Consider the following 6,121-nt stretch of genomic DNA (forward strand, 5'->3'; position numbering starts at 1 on the left):
AGGGCGGCGATGTTGATCATTCGACCGCCGGAATCGCCCCGTTATGGCATGTCATCACATCGGTGTGAAACGGCAGGAAACATCACTTACCGCACTCTCAGTGCCCGGTGACACGGGTTCTGTCAGTGGCGGGAGCACAGCGGGCCCGGCCACCAACGCATTAGTTACGACGAGAAGGCGACGCCGTTGTCACAGCTGGATGGCACGATCCCAGTCATGAGTCCGACATCAGAACTGACCCAGAAGACGCTGACAGAGCGCGGCTTCCGTGGATTCGTATCGTTCCGCGAGTTGGGTGACAGCGGAGTTCCCGCAGAGCCCGGCATCTACGTGGTACTTCGCACGAGTGCGGAGACTCCGTCGTTCCTCTCTCGTAACCCTGCCGGCCATCTCAAAGGCCGTGACCCGTCGGTGACGGCTGACGAGCTTGGTAGCGCCTGGGTGGATGGTGCCACGATCATCTACATCGGTAAGGCGTCGGCAGGCAAGGACGGCCGGAGGGGTCTGCGGACGCGGCTTGACGAGTATCGCCGCCACGGTGCTGGCGGGATGGCCGGCCACTGGGGCGGCCGCTACATCTGGCAGTTGGCGGACTCGGACGCGCTGCTCGTTGCGTGGTTGCCGATATCCGACCGGGATCCGGGTGAGGCTGAGGCGGAGCTGATCGCGGAGTTCATGGAGCTCCACGGAGCCCGGCCATTCGCCAACCGCAACAAGGGCGCCGCCTCCTCTTGAGAGGGGCCGGGCTGCGGACTGGACCAGGATGAACAGCTCGGTATCGACGCGCTGCGCTCTTGAAGGATGAACGCTGCGAGCCTCCCCTCGTCACGTGGAGACACCGTGACGGAAGGAGACACTCCCACGTGTAAAAGGTATCGCTCGGTAAAATCTTGACGGCGCCTCAGGCCTTGAAAGTGGGGGCAGCGGGAACCGGGCAGAGGCGGCATCCGGCCGGTCGCTGGTGAGGGATCGAACCCGGTCGGCGGGGCAGGCGGGAACACGGAAGACGAGGAGCAGCGGTGGAAGCCACATCGATGACGCTACGCGGGCTGTTCGGAGCGGACCAGCGTCTTGTCGTCCCGGTCTTCCAGCGGCCGTACGTCTGGACCGAGGACAGGAACTGGCGCCCGTTGTGGGAGGACGTCACTGCTCTGGTCCGTCGGAGGCTGGCGGGTGAGGAGGTCCATCCGCACTTCCTCGGCGCCGTGGTGCTGGATCAGATGCCGACCCCCACGGGGTCGATGCCTGCCCGGCAGGTCATCGACGGCCAGCAACGGCTGACGACGCTGCAGGTCCTCCTCGCGGCGGTACGCGACGTGGCACGGGAGCTCGACGTCCAGGACAGGTACGTGCGCGCGCTCGCCAAGCTCACCGCCAACGACGACGACATGACGGACGACTTGCACGCGGTCTACAAGGTGTGGCCCACCAACATCGACCGGGTGCCCTTCTGCGCAGTCGTGGACGGTGGGCTGCGGCGGGCCGTCGACGTCGCCGCCCCTGCTGCTCCGGGTGCCTCGGCGATCGTCCAGGCGTACTGGTTCTTCCGCGACCGCACCGTCGAGTGGGCACGGGAGCTGGTGTACGAGAGCACAGTGGACGAGAGCTTCGACGCCTTGGTACGCGTGCTGCGGGACAAATTCGAACTCGTCGTGATCGATCTCAGAGTGCGGTAAGTGATGTTTCCTGCCGTTTCACACCGATGTGATGACATGCCATAACGGGGTGATTCCGGCGGTCGAATGATCAACATCGCCGCCCTGGCCGAGCGCACGGCTCCGGCTCCCCGGTTTGGCTCGACAGCCGAGGTCAGGGGCCTGCTACCCACTGGGACGAAGTGGTGCGAAATTAGCTAGACCATCACTTACCGCACTCTCAAGCCCGAGGACAACGCCCAGGTCATCTTCGAAGCGCTCAACGACCGCGGCACCCCGCTGCAGGCCTCCGACCTGGTCAAGAACCTTGTCTTCCAGAAGGCGGAGGAACAGGGGCTTCCGGTGGAGGAGCTTTACCGGGACGTGTGGGCGCAGCTGGAGACGCCCGACTGGCGCAAGGAGATACGGCAGGGAAGGCTGAAGCGCCCTCGGCTGGACGTCTTCCTTACGCAGTACCTGACCTGCGAACTCGCCGATGAGGTACTGGCTCCCGAGCTCTTCTTGACCTTCCGCAGGTACCTTGCGGACTCCGAGATGGCCCTGGTCGACCTGATGCAGCGCATGGTGGACCGGGCAGGCGCCTACCGGCGGCTGACGGCCGAGGAACAGCCGGCCACCCCGGAGGGCCGATTCCTGCACACCGTCGGTGTCCTGGACGCCAACACCGTTGTGCCCGTGCTGCTGTGGCTGGTTACCCGCTTCGACGAGGACGACCGGGCCGGCGCGATGATGGCCCTGGACTCCTACCTGATGCGCCGCACCATCTGCCGTCTGACGACGAAGAACTACAACCGGCTCTTCCTGGAACTGCTCAAGGAGCTGAAGGCCAAGGACGATCCGGCGGTGGTGACCGACTTCCTGCTCCGGCAGGACGCCGACTCCGGCTTCTGGCCCCGCGATCACGACATCCGCTACGTCTTCCGCTCGCATCCGTTGTACAAGCATCTCACCCGCACCCGGTTGCGGCTGCTGCTGGCCGAGCTGGAGGCCACGCTGTACTCGGGCAAGACCGAGCGGATCGTCCACGACGGGGAACTGACGATCGAGCACCTGCTGCCCCAGGCCTGGGAGGAACACTGGCCGCTTCCCGAGAGCGCAGGCCGCGGCAGCGTCGAGGCTCATCAGCGCCGGCAGGTACTCGTCCATACCCTGGGGAACCTGACCCTGCTCACCCGCAAGCTCAACCCAGCGGTCTCCAACGGCTCCTGGGAGCGCAAGCGCTCCGACATCCTCTTGCACAGCGCGCTGTCGTTGAATCGTTCCCTGCCTGCGGAGTGGGACGAGGAGGCCGTCCTGGCTCGGGCGGGCCATCTGGCGGAGGCGTTCTGCTGGCGCTGGCAGCGTCCGGAGGGAGGGGCACCGGCCCTCTCGGTCGCAGACCTCCCGGCCCCCGGGCTGGAGGCACAGAAGACCACGCCCGTCGGCAGGCCGGCGACGGTCACGGTGCCCAGAGCCCGCCGTGATGTCGCCCGCCACATACGCGAGGCGTTCGCGGGTCTCTCGGCCGGGAGCGTCCTGACGGTCGCGCAGATGGTGGCAGCCCGCACCAGCCAGTACGAGGCCGGTGAGATCAGCGCTGGCGCGGTGGCCGCCAGGCTCCACACCGACAACGTTCCCGGCATCCGGGCCGTCCCCGGCTCCAGCCCGCTGTCCGCCCGCAAGATCACCTGACCCGTCCGTCGCTGCGGGGCCGCGGACCCGCTCGCCCCCGCGGCCGCGGTGCCGCCGCCGGGCCGGACATCGGGGCAGGGGAAACGATCCTTGCGGAGATTCTGCCGGGGGCGGATCCCGGTTCCCCAGGGAGAGCACCTGGTGCTGGGGGCGCTTGCCAGCTCCTGGTTGTCGGCGCTGCCCGAGGGGTCAGGGAGCGATGCCGCCGTGGTGGGAGCAGGTGCCCCGCCCGGTGGAGCCGGAGATCCAGCCGTCGGCGCACACCGTGTCGGGATGGACCGGGACCGGAGCCGAGCAGCCACCGGACGGAGAAGGCGCTCGTCGACCGCTGCGTGCTGAGCGACTACTTTCCGACCTGACCGAGGGCGTCCCCACCGGCGGTGTCCTGACCGGTGGTGTGCGGCTCGGCGAAGGGGGTGAAGCGGGCGGGCGGATGGTCGATGGGCAGGTCGGGGCGCCAGACGGTGAGGATCTGGGCGCTGCACTCGAACAGGCCCGACGGCAGCGCGTCCAGCGGCCACCACCCCCAGTCGCCGACTCGCTCGCCCGGCTGGTCGGCGGGCTCGCCGCTCCACCGCGTGACGAGCGCGCCGAACGTGATGCGGACGCCGCCGCCGACCTGGTCCAGGAGCATGCCCAGCAGGCGCACGTCTGCCGGGTCCGCGTGCAGGCCGGTCTCCTCGGCCAGTTCACGCACGACCGTCTCCTCCAGCGACTCGCCCGGCTCCACTGTGCCGCCGGGCAGCTCGACGGTCCCTCGCCGGTGGCGGCCGAGCAGCAGACCGCGCGGTCCCACCAGCACCGCGCCGACCCCGGCCGCCGCGTGTGCGACGGGCGGCTGGGCTGTACGGGGACGAGAGGTGATCCGGGCCGGCCTGCGGACCTGAAAGAGCCGGTAGGAGGCCTGGTTGCCCTCCTCGGGCGCGTCCAGCACGGTGACCTCCTCGGCGCGCAGCCCGTGCTGCGCGAGCAGGTCCGTCCACAGTTTTGTGGTGAGCACCCACATGTGCCCGGTCAGTTCGCCGCCGCCGGCCAGGCGCAGGATCTCCGGGCGGGGCTTCACCTCCGAAGAAGGGCCACCGCCGGACGAGTTGGTGTGCAGCACGGTGAAGTACAGCCGTCCGCCGGGCCTGAGGGCCGCTGCCAGGGCGGGCAGCAGTCGGTGCGGGTCGATGAAGTGGACGGCGGACAGGGAGTAGATCACGTCGTACGGCGCCGAAGTGCGCAGATGCCCGACGGCGTCGGCCTGGATCAGCCGCAGGCCCGGCAGGTTGCCGTAGCGCGCCCGTGCGCGCTCGATCTGAGTCGGGGAGAGGTCGACGGCGTCCACGGTGGCGTAATGGGTACGGGCGAGGTGGGCGGCGTGCCGGCCCGGGCCGCAGCCCAGGTCGAGCACACGCAGGCCCGTCAGATCGCCGAGGACAGCGTTCCCCGGCCCTGTTCCCGCCGGGCCCCACGCGATCTCGTCCACCTCGGGCAGGGGCGTGGCCCGGTCGAGGTGGTGCGCCCCGTAGGTGTGCCACATCGCGGCGTTGACCTGCTCGGCATTGGCTGTACCGGGTGCGTCGGGTGCCGTCATCGAGTCCCCTCCTCGGGCTCGTCGCCGAGCCGCCTCGTCACGTCGTCCCGCTCGTCACCGGGCGCCGTCCCGTTCTCCGGCTCGCTGTCGAGCGCCGATCCAACCCTCCTGCTCTCTATCGTGCCTGAGGACCTGGCGGTCACCGACGAACCGGGCCAGCTCCCCGACGACCACGCACGCCTGGTCGCCGCGCTCTTCGACCGGGCCCTGCTCGCCATCGAACTGGGCAATTTCAGCCTCGCCGACCGACTCGCTGCCGCGACTGCCGTGCTCGTCGGCCTGCCGGGGCGGGGGACCACAGCGGACGAGGCCGGGCAGACCCGCTGACGCCTTCAACGCTCCTGCAGGTACCGAGCCCATCTCGTGGCGTGGTCCCTTCATCCAGGGCCCGGTCGATGTTCTGCTCCATGTCAGGGAAACGGCCTGCCACCTGAGCACGTGAGTACTGCGGCAGCGCTCACTCCCACGCGGCATGGAACAGCGCGCACTCGAGCAGGTCGCACGAGGCGTCGGACGGCCAGCCGTCCGTTGCCGCCACCTGCGCGGCGGCCGCGTGCATGAAGGAGAGGTAGACCTCGTAGCGGTGAGGCGACCAGCCCCGGTCCCTCCAGACCCAGGCAGCGACCGAGCCGTCGGGGTCGTGACCCGTCTCCCGGCCGGCCACAACGGCCAGGGACCGCAGACGCCGGGCCAGGAGGCGGTCAAGAATGAGCGGCTCGGGGCCGCTTGCAGGCGGCACCGCCTTGCCCGCGAAGTACAGGAACTTGGTGAAGAAGGACGGCCCGAACCCGGGAACCCGGCGGTTGAGCGCCGCGTAGGCCGCTTTCGCGCCGTGCTCACCCAGCGCGGTGACCGCGCAGGCCAGTGCCGCATCCAGGCCCTCAACGGCCAGGATCTTCTGCAAAGTGGCCGGTCCGCTGCCGCCGGGGGAGCCGCTCTTTCCCTTCCCCCACACATACGTCGCGACCATTGAAGATCGACCAACTTCGAATCTGCAGGTCACCGGGGCTGGTGTGAGCCGGCGTTCTTGCACTCGTACTGGTCGTGGGCGGTTGCCTGCTCCCAAGATCGTCTGTCAGGGGGCGACTTCGGTGCGGGTCAGCACGAGTAGCGCCCGCAGCAGCGTGGTCGCGTAGCGGGGCGACAGCCGCAGCTTGGCGAGGATGCGCCAGTTCTTCAGGTGGGCGAAGGCGTGTTCGCAGACCGCGCGGACGGA

At 68.9% G+C, this 6,121-nt stretch carries 6 protein-coding genes; 4 read left to right on the forward strand and 2 right to left on the reverse strand.

Annotated features, from left to right (window positions below; translation table 11 throughout):
• Nucleotides 1–216 precede the first annotated feature (216 nt).
• The 3 genes from ACFPZI_RS07740 (at nucleotide 217) to ACFPZI_RS07750 (ending at nucleotide 3,326) form a co-directional block, all read left to right on the forward strand.
• The gene (locus tag ACFPZI_RS07740) at nucleotides 217–735 is read left to right on the forward strand and encodes a hypothetical protein (protein ID WP_381360014.1); all 519 of its coding nucleotides are present in this window, start codon (nucleotides 217–219) and stop codon (nucleotides 733–735) included.
• 284 nt (nucleotides 736–1,019) lie between these two features.
• Nucleotides 1,020–1,676 carry a DUF262 domain-containing protein gene (locus ACFPZI_RS07745; RefSeq protein ID WP_381360017.1) on the forward strand — a complete coding sequence of 219 codons (657 nt, stop codon included), beginning with the start codon at nucleotides 1,020–1,022 and terminating at the stop codon, nucleotides 1,674–1,676.
• 321 nt (nucleotides 1,677–1,997) lie between these two features.
• On the forward strand, nucleotides 1,998–3,326 hold the full coding sequence (locus ACFPZI_RS07750; RefSeq protein WP_381360019.1) for an HNH endonuclease family protein: 1,329 nt from the start codon (nucleotides 1,998–2,000) through the stop codon (nucleotides 3,324–3,326).
• Nucleotides 3,327–3,669: 343 nt separating this feature from the next.
• Here ACFPZI_RS07750 and ACFPZI_RS07755 read toward each other — a convergent pair whose 3' ends face one another.
• Nucleotides 3,670–4,905, reverse strand: coding sequence for an NUDIX domain-containing protein (locus ACFPZI_RS07755; protein ID WP_381360021.1), 1,236 nt, complete (start codon nucleotides 4,903–4,905; stop codon nucleotides 3,670–3,672).
• A 120-nt stretch (nucleotides 4,906–5,025) separates the two neighbouring features.
• Between ACFPZI_RS07755 and ACFPZI_RS07760 the strand changes: the two genes are divergently transcribed.
• Nucleotides 5,026–5,232 carry a hypothetical protein gene (locus ACFPZI_RS07760; RefSeq protein WP_381360023.1) on the forward strand — a complete coding sequence of 69 codons (207 nt, stop codon included), beginning with the start codon at nucleotides 5,026–5,028 and terminating at the stop codon, nucleotides 5,230–5,232.
• Nucleotides 5,233–5,362: 130 nt separating this feature from the next.
• On the opposite strand, the gene ACFPZI_RS07765 is transcribed toward ACFPZI_RS07760, so the two are convergent.
• Nucleotides 5,363–5,875 carry an 8-oxoguanine DNA glycosylase OGG fold protein gene (locus ACFPZI_RS07765; protein WP_381360025.1) on the reverse strand — a complete coding sequence of 171 codons (513 nt, stop codon included), beginning with the start codon at nucleotides 5,873–5,875 and terminating at the stop codon, nucleotides 5,363–5,365.
• Between the last annotated feature and the right edge of the window lie 246 nt (nucleotides 5,876–6,121).

The organism is Streptomyces chlorus (assembly GCF_042655885.1).
Classification (GTDB): Bacteria; Actinomycetota; Actinomycetes; order Streptomycetales; family Streptomycetaceae; genus Streptomyces; species Streptomyces chlorus.